At 57.3% G+C, this 16,439-nt stretch carries 15 protein-coding genes and 1 pseudogene; 3 read left to right on the top strand and 13 right to left on the bottom strand.

Going from position 1 to position 16,439, the window contains the following annotated elements:
• Nucleotides 1-242: 242 nt before the first annotated feature.
• The 11 genes and pseudogenes from SIL79_RS04740 to SIL79_RS04690 form a co-directional block, all read right to left on the bottom strand.
• Nucleotides 243-477, bottom strand: a pseudogene (locus tag SIL79_RS04740) (DUF3302 domain-containing protein); the annotation flags it as partial.
• A gap of 122 nt (nucleotides 478-599) precedes the next feature.
• A complete protein-coding gene (locus tag SIL79_RS04735; RefSeq protein WP_319619021.1) occupies nucleotides 600-1,112 on the bottom strand; it encodes a GNAT family N-acetyltransferase in 513 nt (170 codons plus the stop codon).
• A gap of 112 nt (nucleotides 1,113-1,224) precedes the next feature.
• Entirely contained in the window at nucleotides 1,225-1,845 is a 621-nt protein-coding gene (gene ureG / locus SIL79_RS04730) for an urease accessory protein UreG (protein WP_039033554.1), read from the bottom strand.
• Nucleotides 1,846-1,853: 8 nt separating this feature from the next.
• Complete coding sequence (locus tag SIL79_RS04725) at nucleotides 1,854-2,597, bottom strand: urease accessory protein UreF (protein WP_144361863.1); 744 nt, start codon at nucleotides 2,595-2,597, stop codon at nucleotides 1,854-1,856.
• Nucleotides 2,587-3,129: an urease accessory protein UreE gene (ureE, locus tag SIL79_RS04720; protein ID WP_071476783.1), complete on the bottom strand. Its 543-nt coding sequence runs from the start codon at nucleotides 3,127-3,129 to the stop codon at nucleotides 2,587-2,589. The genes SIL79_RS04725 and ureE overlap by 11 nt, the downstream gene beginning before the upstream one ends.
• Before the next feature lie 35 nt (nucleotides 3,130-3,164).
• Complete coding sequence (gene ureC / locus SIL79_RS04715; RefSeq protein ID WP_251766789.1) at nucleotides 3,165-4,868, bottom strand: urease subunit alpha; 1,704 nt, start codon at nucleotides 4,866-4,868, stop codon at nucleotides 3,165-3,167.
• Complete coding sequence (locus tag SIL79_RS04710; RefSeq protein WP_039033551.1) at nucleotides 4,865-5,185, bottom strand: urease subunit beta; 321 nt, start codon at nucleotides 5,183-5,185, stop codon at nucleotides 4,865-4,867. Before SIL79_RS04710 ends, ureC begins: the two co-directional genes overlap by 4 nt.
• Nucleotides 5,186-5,198: 13 nt before the next feature.
• Complete coding sequence (gene ureA, locus SIL79_RS04705; RefSeq protein WP_039033550.1) at nucleotides 5,199-5,501, bottom strand: urease subunit gamma; 303 nt, start codon at nucleotides 5,499-5,501, stop codon at nucleotides 5,199-5,201.
• A 15-nt stretch (nucleotides 5,502-5,516) separates the two neighbouring features.
• On the bottom strand, nucleotides 5,517-6,362 hold the full coding sequence (locus SIL79_RS04700; protein WP_251766790.1) for an urease accessory protein UreD: 846 nt from the start codon (nucleotides 6,360-6,362) through the stop codon (nucleotides 5,517-5,519).
• A gap of 215 nt (nucleotides 6,363-6,577) precedes the next feature.
• Complete coding sequence (locus SIL79_RS04695) at nucleotides 6,578-7,480, bottom strand: helix-turn-helix transcriptional regulator (protein WP_251766791.1); 903 nt, start codon at nucleotides 7,478-7,480, stop codon at nucleotides 6,578-6,580.
• Between the two features lie 88 nt (nucleotides 7,481-7,568).
• Entirely contained in the window at nucleotides 7,569-9,461 is a 1,893-nt protein-coding gene (locus tag SIL79_RS04690; RefSeq protein WP_319619020.1) for an alkaline phosphatase D family protein, read from the bottom strand.
• 225 nt (nucleotides 9,462-9,686) lie between these two features.
• On the opposite strand from SIL79_RS04690, the gene SIL79_RS04685 reads away from it, so the two are divergent.
• Nucleotides 9,687-10,979, top strand: a complete 1,293-nt coding sequence (locus SIL79_RS04685; RefSeq protein ID WP_405130413.1) for an ATP-binding protein — start codon at nucleotides 9,687-9,689, stop codon at nucleotides 10,977-10,979.
• On the top strand, nucleotides 10,976-11,506 hold the full coding sequence (locus tag SIL79_RS04680) for a response regulator transcription factor (protein ID WP_233962597.1): 531 nt from the start codon (nucleotides 10,976-10,978) through the stop codon (nucleotides 11,504-11,506). Before SIL79_RS04685 ends, SIL79_RS04680 begins: the two co-directional genes overlap by 4 nt.
• Before the next feature lie 118 nt (nucleotides 11,507-11,624).
• Here SIL79_RS04680 and SIL79_RS04675 read toward each other — a convergent pair whose 3' ends face one another.
• Nucleotides 11,625-13,670, bottom strand: coding sequence for a TonB-dependent receptor (locus tag SIL79_RS04675; RefSeq protein ID WP_319619019.1), 2,046 nt, complete (start codon nucleotides 13,668-13,670; stop codon nucleotides 11,625-11,627).
• Nucleotides 13,671-13,777: 107 nt separating this feature from the next.
• Nucleotides 13,778-14,395, bottom strand: coding sequence for a response regulator transcription factor (locus SIL79_RS04670; protein ID WP_256213945.1), 618 nt, complete (start codon nucleotides 14,393-14,395; stop codon nucleotides 13,778-13,780).
• A 236-nt stretch (nucleotides 14,396-14,631) separates the two neighbouring features.
• Between SIL79_RS04670 and SIL79_RS04665 the strand changes: the two genes are divergently transcribed.
• Complete coding sequence (locus SIL79_RS04665) at nucleotides 14,632-16,416, top strand: sensor histidine kinase (protein WP_319619958.1); 1,785 nt, start codon at nucleotides 14,632-14,634, stop codon at nucleotides 16,414-16,416.
• Nucleotides 16,417-16,439: the final 23 nt, after the last annotated feature.

The following is a 16,439-nucleotide window of genomic DNA, read 5'->3' as shown; positions in this document are numbered from 1 at the left end:
GTCGGTCGAGTCTGCTGCCGTATCCAAGCCCATGCCGCTGGTGGGTTTGGGGTCGGCTGGGGGCTCTTCTGAAGACGTTTGGACTTGGGTTGGGGCTTGGACTTGGGCACTCGACGCTGCAAGGGCCTCTGTGGCGGCATGCTTTTGGGCTTCCAGGGCGGCGACTTTTTCACTCAATAGCTCCAACTGCTGCGCCAGAAGTACGGTTTCATGGTGCAGTGATTGCTGCTCCTGTTGAATTTTGTCAAAGCCCCAGCCCCTGTCCTCGCGCCAGAGCGTGGCCCAGATCCACAGAAACGGCCACAGCACATGCAGGGTAAACAGGCTCACCCAGCCTGCGTAGTGAATAGCGTCCTGATGGGGGTGGTTGCGTTTCTTGGCCAGTTCGTAGGGGATGTCGTGGATCACTATCACCCCGTAGAAGATCACCAGGGCGACAAAGATCAGCAGCCCCAGCGCGATATAATCCAGTGTCATCTAATCGGATTCCCTTATTGGTAAATACGCTTGAATAAGTGTAGATGGCCGCTGGCGGATTGCCCGGGAATGATGAATTTTTTCAGGGGCATAAGACTAAAATCGACTCGTGCCCGAAAGGGTTAGGGCTCGGCAGGTCCCGGCAGCATAAGCTGATAAAATGCCAAATCCAGCCAACGGCCGAACTTATAGCCCACCTGGGGCAGGGTGCCTGAGTGCTTGAACCCCAACTTCAGGTGCAGGGCAATACTGGCCTGGTTTCCGGCATCTATAGCGCCCACCATGGTGCGCATGCCGCGCTCCCGGGCCTGGGTTATCAAATGCTGCATCAGAAAGCGCGCCACCCCTTTGCCTCTATGCTCCGGGTGCACATACACAGAATGTTCCACCGAGTAGAGGTTGGCTGGATAGCCGCGAAACGGGCCTAAGCTGGCAAATCCCAACAGTTGCCCCTGCTCATCCTCGGCGCCCAGAGTTGGCCAGTTGCCTTGCTGTTTGGCGCCGAACCAGTCGCGGATCTGCTGCTCGCTCCTTGGCTGGTATTCATAAAGGGCTGTGGTATGGGCAATGGCATGGTTGAAGATGGCGCGTATCGCCTCGCCATGTTGCTCAAGTTGGCAGTGACACAGATGCATCTTAGGCTCCCAAGGTGGTTTCGCCTGAGTATGCCACAAGCCGGTCGGCGTGCCACCTAATGGACTGGATATCAAAAACAGTGCCTGCCCAGGTGGCAGGCACTGCTCAGGCTCAGTGCTGATCCAGCATGCCTTGGGTGACAATAAAGTCGATGATTTCAGCCACCCCTTGCCCCTGCTTGAGGTTGCTGAACACCCAAGGCTTGTTAGGGCGCATTCTGGCGGTATCTTCGGCCATCACTTCCAGTGAGGCACCGACATAGGGTGCTAAATCTATCTTGTTGATCACCAGTAGATCGGAGCGGGTAATGCCCGGGCCGCCCTTACGGGGGATCTTCTCGCCCTCGGCCACATCTATTACATAGATGGTCAGATCTGCCAGTTCCGGGCTGAAGGTGGCACTGAGGTTGTCGCCACCACTCTCGACAAAGACCAGATCCAGGCCGGGATGGCGCGCCGTCAGTTCTTCCACTGCCGCGAGATTCATAGAGGCGTCTTCGCGAATTGCCGTATGGGGGCAGCCACCGGTTTCCACGCCTATGATGCGGTCGGCGCTCAGGGCCTCGGCGCGGGTGAGAATTTTGGCGTCTTCCTGGGTATAGATATCGTTGGTGACCACGGCCAGGTTGTAGTTGTCACGCATCGCCTTGCACAGGACTTCCAGCAGTGCTGTTTTGCCCGAACCAACGGGGCCGCCAACGCCTATGCGCAAAGGTTGTTTGGTTGTTTGCATATTTTCTCTCATGAACGAAACAGTCGGGTGTATTGGGTTTCATGGCGGGCACTGGCAATGGCCAGCGCCGGGGTATAGCTGCCGATATCGGCCTCGGGCCAGTCTTGCGCCTTTTGCAGCGCCTCGGGGATCTCGGTGCTCAGTTGCAGCAACAGCTGCTGACCGGCGCTCTGTCCCAGAGGGATCAGCTTGACGCCGGCAGTGACGGCATTTTCGAGCCAGCTCCAGCAATAGGCTTCGCACAGTTCATATGTCGGCAGTTGCCAGTGTTTGGCTGCGAGGGCAAAGGCCGCCAATTGGGTTTGCAGCACCAGTTCCCGCTCCTCGGGCGCAAGTGGGATCCCCAGTTGTGGCAGCAGTTTGGCAAAGGCCTGACCGCGCTGGCGCTCCTCCTGCCTTAGTTCTGCGGTTTCGCGACTGGCCAGCAGTAGGCGGCAATAGTCGCTCGCCGCAGAGATGTGTTCCTGCGCCAGCGCCTGACACAGACGCATCAGCAAGGGCAGCTCCAAGGTGGCCAGGCTGTCTTTAAGTTGGTTTCGCAGCCAGTGTCCCAGGGTGACAGGGTCTTTGACCCAGCCCCGCTCTATGGCCCATTCCAGTCCTTGGGAATAGGTAAAGCCCCCCACAGGCAGAGACGGACTCACCAACTGATAGAGGCGCAAGCGGCCAAGCTCGCCGGGGGCCTTGGTCTGAGGCTCAAGGCACTGCTGCCCATGGGCTGGAACCCGGCCGGGGCTGATTTTAGTGGTCATGGCTGTGGTCGTGAGTATGTTCGTGAGAGTGCCCATGACTATTGCCGTGACTATGAGCGTGACTATTACCGTGACTATTACCGTGACTATGGCCGTGGGCACTGCCACCATAGGCCCCCGCCTCGGGTTGGAACTTGTCCTGGCGATAGCTGACCGTGAGTCCGAGTCCCTTAATCATCTCGTCCAGAACATGATCGTGCAGGTAACAGCATTGGCCTTGGGTTATCTGCAGCGGCACATGACGATTCCCCAGGTGATAGCAGGCACGAGCCAGCAGCAGTGGGTCTGAGCTGCTGACCACAGACAGGCTTTCGGCCTTGGCAAAAACCTTGGCCAACTCGCCCGTTTCTGCCTTGAGAATATCGCCCTCTTTGAGGACAGTACCGCGTGGCAGAAACAACCCGGCTTCGCTGCCGTCACTCAAGGTCACTCTTTGGCGGCTGCGAACCCGTTCATCCATCGACAGCCACAGCTGCAGTGTCGGGGTCTGTTGGCATTCATCGGCTTCCAGGCGTTGACAGAAATGGATCATCTAAACTTGCTCCTCTTGGTTTCAAGGCCCGAATATCAGAACAGGAAGTAGCGCTGGGTCATGGGCAACTCAGTGGCCGGTTCACACACCAGCGGCACACCATCGGCCTTGACCTCATAGGTTTGGGAATCCAGTTGGATCTCCGGGGTATAGTCGTTATGCAGCATCTGTTTTTTACTTATGTTGCGACAGCCCCTCACTTCACCTATGCGACTCTTGAGCCCCAACTTACCTGGTATATCCGCTGCGATGGCCGCTTTGGACAGAAACAGCATGGAGCTGCTGTGCAGCGCCTGGCCAAAACAGGCATACATGGGGCGATAGTGCACGGGTTGCGGGGTGGGGATGGCTGCATTAATGTCGCCCATAGGGGCATAGGCTGTCAGGCCACACTTGAGCACCAGTGCGGGTTTAACCCCGAAAAATGCCGGATCCCAGAGCACGATATCGGCCAATTTGCCCGGCTCTATCGAACCCACCTCATGGGCTATGCCATGGGCGATCGCCGGGTTGATGGTGTACTTGGCCAGATAGCGTTTAATGCGCTGGTTGTCGTTGTGCTCCGTGTCTCCCGCCAGAGGCCCGCGCTGCAGCTTCATCTTGTGGGCACACTGCCAGGTACGCATTATCACTTCCCCGACCCGGCCCATGGCCTGGGAGTCGGAGGACATCACTGAGATGGCTCCGAGATCATGCAGTATGTCCTCGGCGGCTATGGTCTCACGGCGAATGCGCGACTCGGCAAAGGCCACATCTTCGGCAATGGCCGGATCCAGGTGATGACAGACCATCAGCATATCCAAGTGCTCATCCACTGTGTTGACCGTGTAAGGCATGGTGGGATTGGTAGAGGCCGGTAGAATATTGGCTTCTCCCACTGACTTGATCACATCCGGGGCATGGCCGCCACCGGCGCCTTCGGTGTGAAACACATGAATGACCCGGCCGTCGATCGCCTTGATGGTTTCTTCATAGAAGCCGGCTTCGTTGAGTGTGTCCGAGTGAATGGCTACCTGCACATCCATCTCATCGGCCACCTGCAGGCAATGATCTATGGCGGCTGGCGTAGCCCCCCAGTCCTCGTGGATCTTGAAGCCCATGGCACCGGCCGCTATCTGTTCCCGCAGTGCTTCCTTATTACTGACATTGCCCTTGGCGAACAGGCCTATGTTGATTGGCAGTGAGTCCACGGCTTCCAGCATCCGGTGCATGTTCCAGATCCCAGGAGTGACTGTGGTGGCGTTACTGCCGGCCACAGGTCCTGTGCCGCCACCGATAAAAGTGGTGACGCCACTGACCAAACCTTCTTCGGCCTGTTGTGGGCAGATAAAGTGGATATGGGTATCCACCCCGCCGGCGGTGACCAGCTTGCCTTCACCGGCCACCACTTCGGTTGCCGGGCCAACCACTATGTTGACACCATCCTGCACATCCGGGTTACCGGCCTTGCCTATGGCCTGAATGCGGCCGTCTTTAATGCCTATGTCTGCCTTGACTATGCCCCAGTAATCCAAGATCAGGGCGTTGGTGATCACCAAGTCGACACAGTCGGCCGCCAGTGCCTGGCTCTGACCCATGCCATCGCGGATCACCTTGCCGCCACCGAACTTGACCTCTTCGCCGTAACGGCAGTAATCCTGCTCTACTTCGAGGAAGAGCTCAGTGTCGGCCAGTCGTACTCGGTCGCCCTTGGTTGGGCCATACATGTCGGCGTAGGCCCGTCGTGATAACTTGCTCATTTTGCCTCCAGTGCGCCCATGATGGCGCCGCGAAAACCATAGATGGCCCGGCGACCGCCAAAGGGCACCAGCTCCACGGTTCTTTGCTGGCCGGGCTCGAAACGGATCGCCATGCCGGCCGGAATATTCAGCCTTAACCCCTTGGTTTGCTCGCGCTCGAACGCCAGTTGGGGGTTGACCTCGTAAAAGTGGAAATGCGAGCCGACCTGAATTGGCCTGTCGCCCAGATTAGCCACCGAAATTTTCAACTTGGGCAGGCCAGTATTGATTTCAATGTCGCCCAGTGCCTCATTGAGACGGTATTCGCCCGGGATCATCTGCTGCCTCCAATCAGATTATCGGTTCGTGGATCGAAACCAACTTGGTGCCGTCGGGGAAGGTGCATTCCACCTGAATGTCGCTGATCATCTCGGGGACGCCCTCCATCACATCCTCGGCACTGAGTATGGTGCGGCCGTAGTTCATCAATTCGGCTACTGTCTTGCCGTCGCGGGCCCGCTCCATGATTTCACAGGAGATCAGGGCTACCGCTTCCGGGTAGTTCAGCTTCAGGCCTCGGGCCCGGCGACGTTCAGCCACCAGCCCGGCGGTGAACAACAACAGTTTGTCTTTTTCTCTTGGGGTCAATTCCATCTTCTGGTCTCGCTATCAGGTCGCCCAAATCCTTGGCGGCTGCGGCAGACGTCCGTGCCAGTGTTGGTGGATCTGTTGCCAGACGGCAATCAAGGCCGTCATCAGCACTTCGGTTTGGTGTCCCAGCAAACGGATACAAAGAATGCCGTCTACCAGGGTGGCACCGTATTCAAAATCGTTTGTGCCTGCGGCGAAGGTCGTCAATGCCTGGCGTACCAACGCCAGCAGCTGCGCATCGGCGGGGAAAACGTAGCAGTTGCCCTGCATGGGATAGGTTTGCAATCCCGCCAACTGTTCTGGGTTGCCGGCCTGCTGCACCAACAGGCCTTCGGACAGGCGCAGCTCGCCATCCAGATAAATTTGGCTGCGGCCGCGAATATCGCCATGGCTGAAGCATTCCTTGAGCACAGGGCGACCGAAGCAGAGCATCTCCCAGCCGATGAAGCGTGCACCTGTGACCAGCTCTATGCGGGTTTCCAGGCGGGCACAGGCACCGGGGAAAAACAGGGTTTCCTGGGGCAGCCATTCCAGCAGGGCGCCATCGGCCACTTGCAGTTGCAGTTGCTGAGCCGCATATTGGCCGCCGCTGCGGTAAAACTTACCGGCGCCCGGAGTGGTTACCAGGCTGTGGGCACCGTTGTCGGCGGCGATAATAATTTGCAGCTGGTCGCCGCCGACTACACCGCCCGGTGGATGTAATAGATAGGTGTGGCAGACCCCGGCTTCGGCCTGAAACGGGCGCTGCACCAGCAAGGGACCAAATTGTTCCCTTTGCAGCAGCCGGGTTTGCCCCCGTCTGGGGCCATAGCGCAGATAGAGTCGGGCACGCCAGTTGGCATGCGTTATAGGAATTACAGACACACTTACCCCTGCCCTGGAATTGTTAAAAGGCATCTAGTTGTTTGAAAGTTGGACTCGATTTCGATCAGTTCGGCGTCGACCACGCCCTGGATGCACCGCAGAAAACTAAGCGGTAGGGCGAAGAGAGAAAGGTCGACGGACGCCGGAGATCATAGGAGTTGTCAAGCATGGCGACAAGAGTCGCCCAAGCGAATTCATTTCGTTATCTGCTCATTTTATTTCGCAGTTGTTGTTTCCGGAGTTTTCGCCAGCACCAGCGATGGGCGTCTGTGCCCAGGTGAGCCGCTATCCTTGAGGGCAAACAGCGCCAGAATGTCGTTGCCGCTGCGGGAATGACTGCGAAACTGCAGCGGTGTCATTCCTTGATGCTGCTTGAACTTGTCGCAGAAATAGGCCGGGCTGTGAAACCCGGACAGCTTGCTGACCCGGCTGACCGGGAAGTCGGTAAAGGTCAAATAGTTGAGAGCCACCCCCATGCGCACTTCCAGCAATAACTTACTGAAACTGTAGCCTTCCTGTTGCAGATGACGCCTGAGCGTGGCCGGGCTGGTATACAGACGGGCGGCGACTTGTTCCAGGGTCCATTTATGACCGGGATCTGTCATGATCAGGCGTGCCAGCGCTCTTTCCCTGGGTTCGTCATATTTGACTCTGAGGGTATTGAACAGATCGACTCCGGCGGCCAGTATCGCCTTGAGGATAAAATACTGACATTGGCGTAGCAGACAGGGGGCCTGGGGGGTTGGGCTCACCAGTTCATGGGTGAGTCGCAGCAGTTCAAAGTTGTCCCTGGCGGCATCCGGCGTATTCAGGGCGTAGCGGCGATAGTGACCATCTGTCTGACATTGGCCCGGCAGATAGTCGACGGCCAACTCTTCCAGCAAAGCTTCATCCAGCGTCAGTGTTTGTAGCGTCAGCGGTTGCTGCGCCGCTTCTATATGACAGGAGATGTGGGCAAAACGGGGAATGATCAGCAGAGTATCCTGGTTCACGTTCAGTCGCTCACCATTGATACTGACCCAGCCATGAGCGGAGTGCAGACGCACCAAAAGCGCGTTATCTATATAAAATTCGCGCAGTTCTATATGTCTGGATGAGTCGATATGTCGGTATTGCATCGTGAGTCTGGCCCGGGATGAATGCCTGTATTATAACCTGAGCCGGCTTGTCACCAAGCCGGGCAGAATAAAATTAGCTCCCCGGGTTTCAGTCGCGACTGTCTTTGGGGGCTTGAAACTCGGTCAGGCTCATATCGGCATGCAGTACGGCTATCCGCTTGGGGGCGCCGTTTTCTGCCAGTTCCAGAAGGCCGATACCGCTTTGGTTGACCAGGCGCTTGCTGGGGGCTCCATTGGGGCGGCGGCCGCGGATCGACATGCGTTTGCGTTTGGTCAGCAGATTGAGCGGCGAGAAATGACCATAGAGCCAGCCGTTGAGCTTATCAAATACAGGCAGCAGCTTTTCCGGGAACTGATTTTTGATGCCGCTGGCGGTGACCTGGTAGATGTTGGGACTGGCACGGCGAAAGCGGATCCCTATGTCATAAGCAAAGGAGTAATGCACATCGCCGGAGAGGATCACAAACTCCTGCGGGGTACGTCTGTGCATGAAGATCGACAGCAGGGCGTTGGCGGCGCCTGGGTGCGCCATCCAGTTTTCGGCGTCCACCAGCAGCGAAGCCCCGATCAGGGTCGCCGTGCGCTGCACCGCCTCAATCAGCTTGACCCCGAAAATCGGTGCCGCCGACACTATGATGACCTTATCCTGCCCCAGCAGTGCCTGCTGCAGATCCATCAGCGCCTCCCAGTCCATCAACCCGGAAGGCTTGGCCAGGTTGGATTCGCTGCGCCAGCGGCGGGTACGGGTATCCAGTACTACCATTCTGGGTTGAGTATCCAGGGTGTAGTGCCAGTTCTCACACTTGAGCAGCTTGTCTATCAGGGCATCCTGGCGCTCACTGTCGGCCAGATAAAGGCCGCTCAGCTCTTCGAAAAAGTCGGTAAACCTCTTGGGTTGATTGCCAAGGGCCTGAAACAGGGTGTAACCCAGCAGGGCATTGCCTATGATGCGCTTGGAGAAGGCGTGACCATAGGCGGCCTCTTCCCAGCGGGCCGTGAGGTTCCAGTCGTCGGTGATGTCATGATCATCGAAGATCATATAAGTAGGCAGATGCGCCAGCAGGCGCCTAACCTTGCCAAGACCCGCCTTGAATTCCAATAGATGTTGCCACTGGGTTTGCCACTCCTGTGCCCGTTTGCCGGTCAGCCCGGGTAACTGCTGCGGCAGTTCCAGTTGCTGCCACAGTTCCGGTGACCAGATTAAAAGATACAGGGCCGTGACTTCGGCGAAGCTCAGCAGATGGTTTTCAGCCATCGAAGAGGTGAATATGGGGTGATTGATATACCAGCGCCAAAGTGCTGTCTTGGCCGGATACTGGGTACGGGGCAAGAGCTGTTTTGGCCTTTGGTAGAGGGAGTCAGGGCCATAATCTATCTGCGCCGAGTCTTTGAGTGGGGCGTCACTAAAGCTTTCCTGCTTTAGTCCCAGCAGCTCGATTACCTGGGCAATGGCCACCAGGGTGGGGCCGGCCACGTCATCGACATAGAGCTGATCGCCGCTCAGCATCAGTAGCGCCGGGCGCTCGGCAGGGGCATTGTTCTGCTCCAGCAGAGTATCGGCCGCCACCAGTGCATCGCCGCTGTGATGATGCGGGTTGCGACAGGAGCCGTGCAGCAAACGATCCAGCCTGGGCTGCAGCACCAGCTCGGGGGAGGATTTGTCCGGATAACACAGACCTTCGATATCGGCGAACAGCGACTGACCATCGGCATCTTCCAAGCTATAACCTATGGCTTGCCCTTGGGGCAGTAATCCGGGAACTTCCAGATGCAGCAGATACTGCCAGGCGTGTTTACCTAGTTGTACTCGGTGCACTTGTTCTTCATTCAGCGGCAAGGGCGCCGACTTGTGACTCAACTTAAGCGTTAATTGCGGGCTCAACGGTTTGCTGCTGACCCACCAGAGGGTGAAATGGTCCCGGTCACAGTGGCGCAATATCGGGCCGGCCAGGATCAGCGGCAAGGAAGAGGAAGTGGTCATCGGCGGGTTCTGCAGCCTCTCAGGAATGAAAAAGGGTGAATCCACAGGGTAAACAAGTGCTTTGGCTTTGAAAAGCCCCTAAAATGTGAAGCCTTGTTAATGATGTAAAGCGGCCGTGCCGAGGCGTCGACGGCAGACATTGATATCCCTGAGTCTTGTGACACCACAGCCAACTTGGTATACCTGCCGATTCAATGCCTTTGCAGGTTTTCGGATGATAAACGGATGAAAAGTACCCCGATGGGAATGACTGGCTTATTTGGCCGAACCGGTGGCCTGGCGGCGGCCGATCAACTGGCGTTGCTGCGGGTTTTGGGGTTGCTGCTGCAATTGGGGTTGACCCTGCTCGGCAGTGACGCCTTTGGCCTGACGCTGCAACCTGAACCCTTGTGGTGGGTGTTCGGGCTGGAAAGTGCCTACCTGGCCTTGACCCTGTGGTTGCGTCATCCTCTTTATCGTCAGAGTGCCGGTATCTTTATCGCCCTGTTGCTGGACACCCTGTTCTGGATCTCCTGGCTGTGGTTTTCCGGTGGTGCTACCAATGCCTTTATTTCGCTGCTGCTGGTGCCGATTGCGCTGGCGGCGGTCACCTTGCCCGCCTGGGGCAGTTGGAGCCTGGCTGCGTTGTCGACTCTGGCCTATAGCCTGATGATCTTAAGCTTGCCGGAAGGCCATATCCGTCATCAGGGTATGGATATGAGTTCACACTTCCTGGGGATGTGGCTCAACTTTGTGGTGTCGGCACTGGTGTTGACCACCAGTGTCGCCCTGATAAGCCGTCGTCTGCGACGCCAGGATACCGAGCTCGGTTGGCTGAGGGAAAATCAGCTGCGGCAGGAACAGCTGCTGGCGTTGGGCACAGCTTCGGCGCAGATGGCACACCAGTTGGCAACGCCACTGGCGAGCCTGAGATTACTGCTGGATGAAGCCATGGAAGAGGGTTTGGATGCCGAAGCGCAGGTGCAAATGGGCCAGGCGCTGTCCCGCTGTGAAGTTACACTCAATGAACTGCGCCGCGCCACCGAATCGATTCGTGAACGTCGCCGCCAGGCCGTGACATTGGCGGCACTGGGGCAAAATATGCGCCAGCAACTCATGCTGTTGATGCCAGAGGTGGATTTCAGCCTCACCTTGCCTGCAGGCCTGACTGAACGTGAAATTATCACAGATGCCAGCCTGTTACCGGCACTGTTGGCGCTGGTGGATAACGCCGCCAAGGCCAGCCTTAACAATATAGGCGAGCCTAAGGTTGAAATTGGCTTCGACTCCCTCGGTGATACTCGGCTTGAAATTAACATCAAGGATTATGGCCGCGGCATAGAGGCCCATCTCTTGGGTGAGCTTGGACTGATGCCGGTGGCGAGCCGCACAGGGATGGGGGTTGCCGTACTCTTGAGTCACGCCAGTCTGGAGAAGTTGGGGGGCGAGCTGGTACTGCACAACGGCCCACAGGGCTGTGAGGCGCGTATCAGTCTGCCCTTATTGCCGGTTTCTGCCAGTAAAGGAGATGCGGCATGAAGCGGTTATTGATAGTCGAAGATGACCTGGCGCTGGCGGCCATTCTGAAACGACGCATGCAGCGGCATGATTTCGAGTGCTGCCATGCCGAAGATGCCAGCCAAGCACTGCTCAGCGCCCGCAGCTGGCAGCCGAGCCATGTGCTGCTGGATATGAAGTTGGCGCAAAGCAACGGCCTTAGCCTGATAGTGCCGCTGCGAGCCAGCCTGCCCAAGGCCTGTATTGTGTTGCTCACCGGCTTTGCCAGCATAGCCACTGCGGTGGAGGCGGTGAAACTGGGGGCAGACAACTACCTGGCCAAGCCGGCCGACACCCGGACACTGCTGGCAGCACTCAAAGTCGAGCCTAAACCCCATACGGCTTCATCCTTGCCTGATGAAACCCCGCTGCACCCCAAGCGCTTGGAGTGGGAATATATTCAGCAGGTACTCAATGCCAATAAGGGCAATGTCTCGGCCACCGCCCGCCAGTTGGGAATGCATCGCCGCACCCTGCAACGTAAGCTGGCCAAGAAGCCTGTTGCTTAAAAAAATCCCGGCCTTCCGAGACGAGAAAAGGCCGGGGCAGGTTCAATTGCAGTGGAAATCTCAACGGCTTGCGGGAGCACGGTGAGGATGAACCCTTAAGCGGGCAACCGTGGCGCCCTTAAAAACGGTACTCGCCCATGACCCAGGCGTTGAGACCGGGTTGTGGCAAACGCTCGCCTACCGCAATATCACCGCCCATCACCCGGTTATAACCGGCGAGATGATCGACATATTCTCTGTCCAGCAGGTTGTCTACCCCAAGCTTGAGCATAAAGCTGTCACCGCGGTAACCGGCCGCCATATTGACTAAGCCATAGCCTGCAGTTTCCTGCTCCAGCTGAGTGGCCGAGACCTTGTCCTGGGCGGCAACCGCTACTGTCTCCAGGCGGGCAAACCAGCTGCCTTGATCCCAGTTGAGGCCCAGGGTCAGGTTGGGGGGCGCGATACGGTAGAGTTTGTCTTCCACGTCGCGGCGTTCGCCATAGGTATAGGCCGCTTGCAGATCCAGGCTCCACTGTTCATGCAACTGCCAGTGGGCGTTGACATCCATGCCGTAGAGCAGGGCGTCGGTATTGCTGAACACCAAGGTGTTGGCATCGCCGGCGGCGATAACGGCAGGATCATCCGTGGGCAGGCCCTGAATATAGTTGTCTATCCTTTGGACAAACACCCTAGGGGTCAGGTTGAAATCCTGGCGGTGTAAATCCAGCCCCAGCTCCAGTTGCCAGGCGGTTTCCAGATCCAGGTCCATCTGGCCCACATAGGTGCGGCCATCGGCCAGCCCGCCGGTGGACTGCATCGGCACCCAGAGATAGCGCTGTTGATAGCTGGCACTGGCCTGTTTTCGTGCCAGGCCGATTATGGCATCCAGCTCATTGTCGATTTCGAAGCGACCGTTGATCACCAAGTCCAACCCGGTATCGTTTTGGCTGCGATCGGCCTGATTGAATCTGTCCATCAGGGTCTTGATTGCCGGTTTCATGGCCGCCATAGAGTGACTCACGGCATCGGCATCAAACCTGTAGTGTTTCACCCGGCTGCCCAGTTGCCAGCTCCAGCGGCCAAAATCCTGTTGCCATTGGGCGTAGAGGCTATAAACACTGTCGTTGATACCGTTGAAGTTATCCACCCGGAACTTGCTGTTGCTCGGGTCTGTCACCACAGTATCGTGTTCGGCATGGCGCCAATCAAAGCCAAATTCCCAGCTGTCTTTCGCCATTTGCCAATGGCCATCGAAACTTTTGGAGTCGGCTATGGTGTAGCGCGGTGCCATGGTAGGCATTTTCATCCGTAGGCTGAAGTTGTCCATGCCGTGACGGGCATCGCTGTAGCCCAGATGCCAGCGCATTTGCCAATCGGCCAGCAGGTGCTCACCACTGAGTTTGAATCTGTCTGTGCGGATATAGTCGATATCCATCGGCAGCGCCGGGGTGGCGGCATCTGTGGTTTCCAGATGCTGGAACGAGAAGGCTATCGACTCATCATCGGCGTTGCTGTCGGCCAGGTTAAATCTGTATTCACCGCCGAACACCTGCTTGTCGTAGACCCCTGGCAGTAATCTGTGGTTATCGCCGCTCTCGGGCACATCATTGCCCTTGAACAAGTCGCCATACAGCATGAGTGCCTGACGCTCACCGCCGAAGTTGCTCTTGACGCCGATGCGACTCTGCTCGCCATTATGCTGGTATTGGCCGCTGACCAGGCCGCTGACTTCATCGAAACGGGCCTGGGACTCCACTACCCGGATACTGCCACCCAAGGTATCGACGCCGCTGGCGACTGGGGCTATGCCGCGATCCAGTTCGAGTTGCTCTGTGATTACAGGCACGGCATAACTCAAGGGAGTATCCATGGCGTTGGGACCGGCGCCGGCCATGCTCATGCCGCCGACTTGGGTTTCGACTCTATCGCCAAAGAGGCCTCGGTACTGGGCTATGCCGGTTAGTGGACCGTTACTGTTGACGTTGGCGCCGGGCAGTGACTTGAGCAGACCACTGATATCGGCCTTGGGCGCGGTGGCTTCAGGCGAGGTCTGCAGCACGCTGCTCTGTACGCTGCCGCGCACCACCAGCACTTCCATGGGAGAATCACTGGCCTTGGCGGCAGTGCCCAGACCGATTATAGGCAGTAAAGCCAGAGCGAGAGGAGAAGGTGAAAAGCGCATATCTTATTGATTTTGGTTGTTTTGGGTGACCCATTCTGGGTCTTGTGCGCGGGCGGGGCAAAGCTAAACAACCAAAGTGCGACAAGCTGTCGCACCCGGGATGGGAGTCAAACCAAGGGAGTGAACTTGATCAGTTCGGCAATACTGTGGACGCCAAGCTTTTTCATGATCTTGGCCCTATGTACCTCTATGGTTCGCAGCGACAGATAGAGAGCTTCGGACATCTGTTTATTGGTCATTCCCTGCACCAGAAGTTGCAATACCTGCTGCTCGCGCTCGGTCAGGGTGGCGTATTTCTGCTGCAGTTGCTGCTGTTCATGGGTCTTGAGGCTGTAGTCGAAGGCTTTTTCGATGGCGGCGGCCAGCGCCTTGCCGGCCACGGGTTTCTGGAAAAAGTCGCAGGCTCCCTGACGAAAGGCGTCAACGGCCATTGGCAGATCGCCATGGCCGGTAAGAAAGATGATCCCCAAGGGACTGTTGGCCTCCAGTAGTCTCTGCTGCACCTGCTGGCCTGTGAGTTCAGGCATGCGGCTGTCGAGGATCACGCAGCCAGGCGCCTCCAACTCAGCGTCCTGGAGAAATGCCTGGCCGCTGTCAAAGGCTTGCAGCCGATAACCGAATTGGCTCAGCATAAAGCCGAGTGAATCCCGGACGGCGGCATCGTCGTCCACCAAATAAAGCGCTACGTCAGTCACATACTTGCCTCTCTCAGGTGAATAAGCCAATCCTAATCTTTGTCGCAGTGAGGCTCAAACTCGGTTGTTGGCTTTTAGAGCCAGATCACTGAGGTGTTGGCCGACATTTGCCCTCCATCAAGTTATTTTTTCGCTGTCTGTATTAGCTTATCTTCATGGATAAAAGGGGAGTGGGAATGGCCAGAATATTAATCTTGATACTGTTGTTAGGGGCCGGGTGTGCTTCGGCTTCGGCGCAACTGTATGAACCGGCGACCGATGCCGAAATGGGTGACGAGCCCATAGAGGCTGTGTTTCGGGTCGGAGTGCTGGCCAATCATGGTGTGGCTCAAGCCAAAGAGAGATGGCGCCCCATGATGCAATATCTCAGCCAAGAACTTCCAGGAAATCGCTTCGAGGTCGAACCGCTGACTTTTGAGCAAATGAGCCAGCAATTGCTGGAGCACAGGATCCACTTTATCGTGACCAACCCAGGGCAATACCTTAGCCTCAGCAGCAAGCTGCCCCTGTCGTGGCTGGCTACCATGCGTAGTCGCAAGCACTTGGGAACTACCTTTGCTATCAGCTCGGCTATCATAGTGCGGGCCGACAGCCCGGTGCGCAATATTGAGGAGCTGCGTGGTGCTACAGTGGTGGCCAGCGATCCTCAGGCGCTGGGGGGATATCAGGCGACAGTAGGCTTGCTCAACAAGCGTGGCTTTGCTGCCAAGCGTTTTTTCGGCGAAGTGCGTTTTTTGGGGTTTCCGCTGGAGCCTCTGGTTTACCAGGTGCGTGACCGCACTGTCGATGCCGCCATTACTCCCTTCTGTACCCTGGAGGAGATGGTGGAAACCGGCTTGGTGCAACGTCAGGACTATCGGGTAATCAACGGCGTCAAGCCCGAGGGGTATGACTGCGAGACCAGCAGCGCCCTCTATCCCAACTGGTCATTTGCCGCCTCTGATCTGGTGCCCAGTCATATCACCCAAGCGGTGACCCGGGCGCTGTTCGACTTGCCTTCCGACTCTGAAGCGGCGATCAAGGCCGACACCATGGGCTGGACAGCTCCTATCAGTCAGCTCAAGGTGATCAAACTATATGAGGAGCTGGATCTTCACGGCGGCCCACCTCCTCTTTATGAAGCCGCCATCGACTGGGTACGCAAGAACAAGGAGTGGGGCGGAGCGCTGCTGTTACTGTTCCTGATCTCCACTCTCTACCACCTGTGGCTGGAATATAAGTTTCGCCAGAAGAGTGAATTCCTGTTGGCAACAGAGCGACAACTGCGGGACAAAGAGTTGCAACTGGAACGAATGCAAAGTGCCGCTATTCTGGGCGAAATTGGTGCCGGGCTGGCGCATGAGCTCAATCAGCCGATTGCCGCTATTACCCAATACAGTGAAGGCGCCATGATGGTGCTGGAGCAGCGCGCCGCCGAGGGCTGTGGCGAGCGCGCCGATGCCATGCGTGAGGTGCTGACCAAGATCAATAATCAGTCTATCCGCGCAGGGGCCGTGGTGCATCGTATTCGCGGTTTGCTGCGTCGGCGCCGGGCCGAATCTGAGCCAGTGGTGATAGAGTCACTGCTCAGGGATGCACTGGCGCTGTTTCAGCGGCCGATGGAGCAGCAGGGCGTCGAGCTCAAAATAAGTCGCCGCGGGTCGGAGCGGCCGTTGCTGGGGGATGCTGTAGGGCTGAGTCAGATGCTGGTTAATCTGTTGAAAAATGCTATGGATGCCCTGGATGAAGTTTCGGGTAAACGGGAGATCCAGCTCAAACTCGACTATCAGGCCGCGCCCCCCGCAGCCGGGACCAAGGGAGAGTGGCTGCTGCTGGAACTCTTGGATACAGGCATAGGCCTCAGCGCCTCGGCGGCGGAGTTGATGCTGTCTTTTGCTACCACCAAGGAGGATGGCTTGGGGCTGGGATTGGCTATCTGCCGCGACGTGGTGACTCAGCATAATGGTCATCTGGAGCTGGAAAACCGCCGCGAGTGCCGCGGTTGCCGGGTGCGGGTGTGGCTGCCTCTGGGGGCAACAGCCCTGAGCGAGAAAAAAGCCCCGATCGAATAGAAAGCCCGGCGCTAATCCCGGCA

The sequence above is a fragment of the Shewanella indica genome (genome assembly GCF_033842865.1).
In the GTDB taxonomy this organism is placed as follows: domain Bacteria; phylum Pseudomonadota; class Gammaproteobacteria; order Enterobacterales; family Shewanellaceae; genus Shewanella; species Shewanella indica.
This window is presented reverse-complemented; position numbering and strand designations above follow the sequence as displayed.

Coding starts and splice junctions, on each gene's coding strand:
- SIL79_RS04735 (WP_319619021.1), bottom strand. CDS start 1,112: ATGCATCTGTGTCACTGCCAACTTGAGCAACATGGCGAGGCGATACGC.
- ureG (WP_039033554.1), bottom strand. CDS start 1,845: ATGCAAACAACCAAACAACCTTTGCGCATAGGCGTTGGCGGCCCCGTT.
- SIL79_RS04725 (WP_144361863.1), bottom strand. CDS start 2,597: ATGACCACTAAAATCAGCCCCGGCCGGGTTCCAGCCCATGGGCAGCAG.
- ureE (WP_071476783.1), bottom strand. CDS start 3,129: ATGATCCATTTCTGTCAACGCCTGGAAGCCGATGAATGCCAACAGACC.
- ureC (WP_251766789.1), bottom strand. CDS start 4,868: ATGAGCAAGTTATCACGACGGGCCTACGCCGACATGTATGGCCCAACC.
- SIL79_RS04710 (WP_039033551.1), bottom strand. CDS start 5,185: ATGATCCCGGGCGAATACCGTCTCAATGAGGCACTGGGCGACATTGAA.
- ureA (WP_039033550.1), bottom strand. CDS start 5,501: ATGGAATTGACCCCAAGAGAAAAAGACAAACTGTTGTTGTTCACCGCC.
- SIL79_RS04695 (WP_251766791.1), bottom strand. CDS start 7,480: ATGCAATACCGACATATCGACTCATCCAGACATATAGAACTGCGCGAA.
- SIL79_RS04690 (WP_319619020.1), bottom strand. CDS start 9,461: ATGACCACTTCCTCTTCCTTGCCGCTGATCCTGGCCGGCCCGATATTG.
- SIL79_RS04685 (WP_405130413.1), top strand. CDS start 9,687: ATGAAAAGTACCCCGATGGGAATGACTGGCTTATTTGGCCGAACCGGT.
- SIL79_RS04680 (WP_233962597.1), top strand. CDS start 10,976: ATGAAGCGGTTATTGATAGTCGAAGATGACCTGGCGCTGGCGGCCATT.
- SIL79_RS04675 (WP_319619019.1), bottom strand. CDS start 13,670: ATGCGCTTTTCACCTTCTCCTCTCGCTCTGGCTTTACTGCCTATAATC.
- SIL79_RS04665 (WP_319619958.1), top strand. CDS start 14,632: ATGGGTGACGAGCCCATAGAGGCTGTGTTTCGGGTCGGAGTGCTGGCC.